General features: G+C 39.4%; 1 protein-coding gene. It reads left to right on the top strand.

Annotated features, from left to right (window positions below; genetic code table 11):
• The first annotated feature begins 285 nt into the window (after positions 1–285).
• Positions 286–1188 carry a hypothetical protein gene (locus tag KDK14_RS07790; RefSeq protein ID WP_257264520.1) on the top strand — a complete coding sequence of 301 codons (903 nt, stop codon included), beginning with the start codon at positions 286–288 and terminating at the stop codon, positions 1186–1188.
• Positions 1189–1246 lie beyond the last annotated feature (58 nt).

The raw sequence follows: 1246 nt of genomic DNA, 5'->3' as shown, positions 1-1246 counted from the left end.
AGCTAAATATCCTATTATCGGGATGATCGTTCGACCGATTCTGTCGCCCTGGGCTGTTCAAGCATCGTGCCCGTAGCGAGGATTGCGAGTTATTGAGGATAAAAATTCTGCTTATGAGGAGAATACCCTGAAGGGCACAAGTAGCCGGGCTATTTGACGAAGAAGCAGGAATTTTCAGACCAATTTATCGCAACCGCTATAGGGCAATCTATTCTCGGACAGCCGCCCGAATTATGGACTATATGAACATGGTTCTTGTATTTTCAAAATTGAGGATTTCAATCTATGCACTCTGTAAATAATGGTAATGTTGATGTTTCAAAATTCGCTTATAATCCCCATCAGGGCAACGAAAAACAAAATACCGAAAATACCGTTTATAAAGTGTCGCAAGGGGAAAGTGTAACGACTAAACCCATCACTCACAGAATATGCAATTCGGCAGAAGGTGTAGCTGCATCGTTTTCTGCACAGGCTTCCAGCCCCTTGTCCGATGCACCTTCAGTCGACCTGACAAAAACATTTTACCAACCCAGGGTTAATGAACCTCTTATTCATGCAAATGATCTCCTTATGACACACGCAGACTTCCGGGATATACTCTCTAAACATATGGATGTATATGCAGTAATAACGGATGATTTTTCTGGTCACGGAGCTGTCATAATTTTGGTAATCGGGAAACCAAAATTTGAAGTAAACGACCTGGAGGGAAAATTCAATTCTGCTGCTTTTAAATGTTTACCAGGAATTGAAACACCCTACAGTTCTGATTTGATGGGTTTCTCACTTGAGCAACCTGCTTCGATTGTCAATAAATTCTACAGCACTCTGACAAAGTACAGTAACGATTCTGGAAAAATGAATCCGACTGAACGATCAATATTTGATAAATTGAAACCAAAATATAAGTCAAATCCATATGCTTTTTCCCCGAAGGATTTCCTGAATGATCTCTCCCCACAGGAAGCAAAATTTATTTTTGAGCAAATTTTTGATAAGTCTATTGAACAGATAAAGAAACAAGAATCTAGTCGCTTTGATAATAGTTTAAACTCAAAAGCGACAATCAAAGATCTTCCGGAGATTCTCCAATTCTATAAAGATAGTAAGGGATGGGGATTTCATCACGCATATAAGTTAAATTATCTTGATGAAGCATTACTTGAAAATGCCAAATGGAAATAACTATTTCCTGAATCCGTAACTTCAGAAGACGTTGAAACCTTCGGAAGCCGGTCGTGCC

Source organism: Endozoicomonas sp. ONNA2, from assembly GCF_024606365.1.
In the GTDB taxonomy this organism is placed as follows: Bacteria; Pseudomonadota; Gammaproteobacteria; order Pseudomonadales; family Endozoicomonadaceae; genus Endozoicomonas.
This window is presented reverse-complemented; position numbering and strand designations above follow the sequence as displayed.

Bases quoted from the DNA above. Each gene is read 5' to 3' on its own strand.
- KDK14_RS07790 (WP_257264520.1), top strand. From the start codon at position 286: ATGCACTCTGTAAATAATGGTAATGTTGATGTTTCAAAATTCGCTTAT.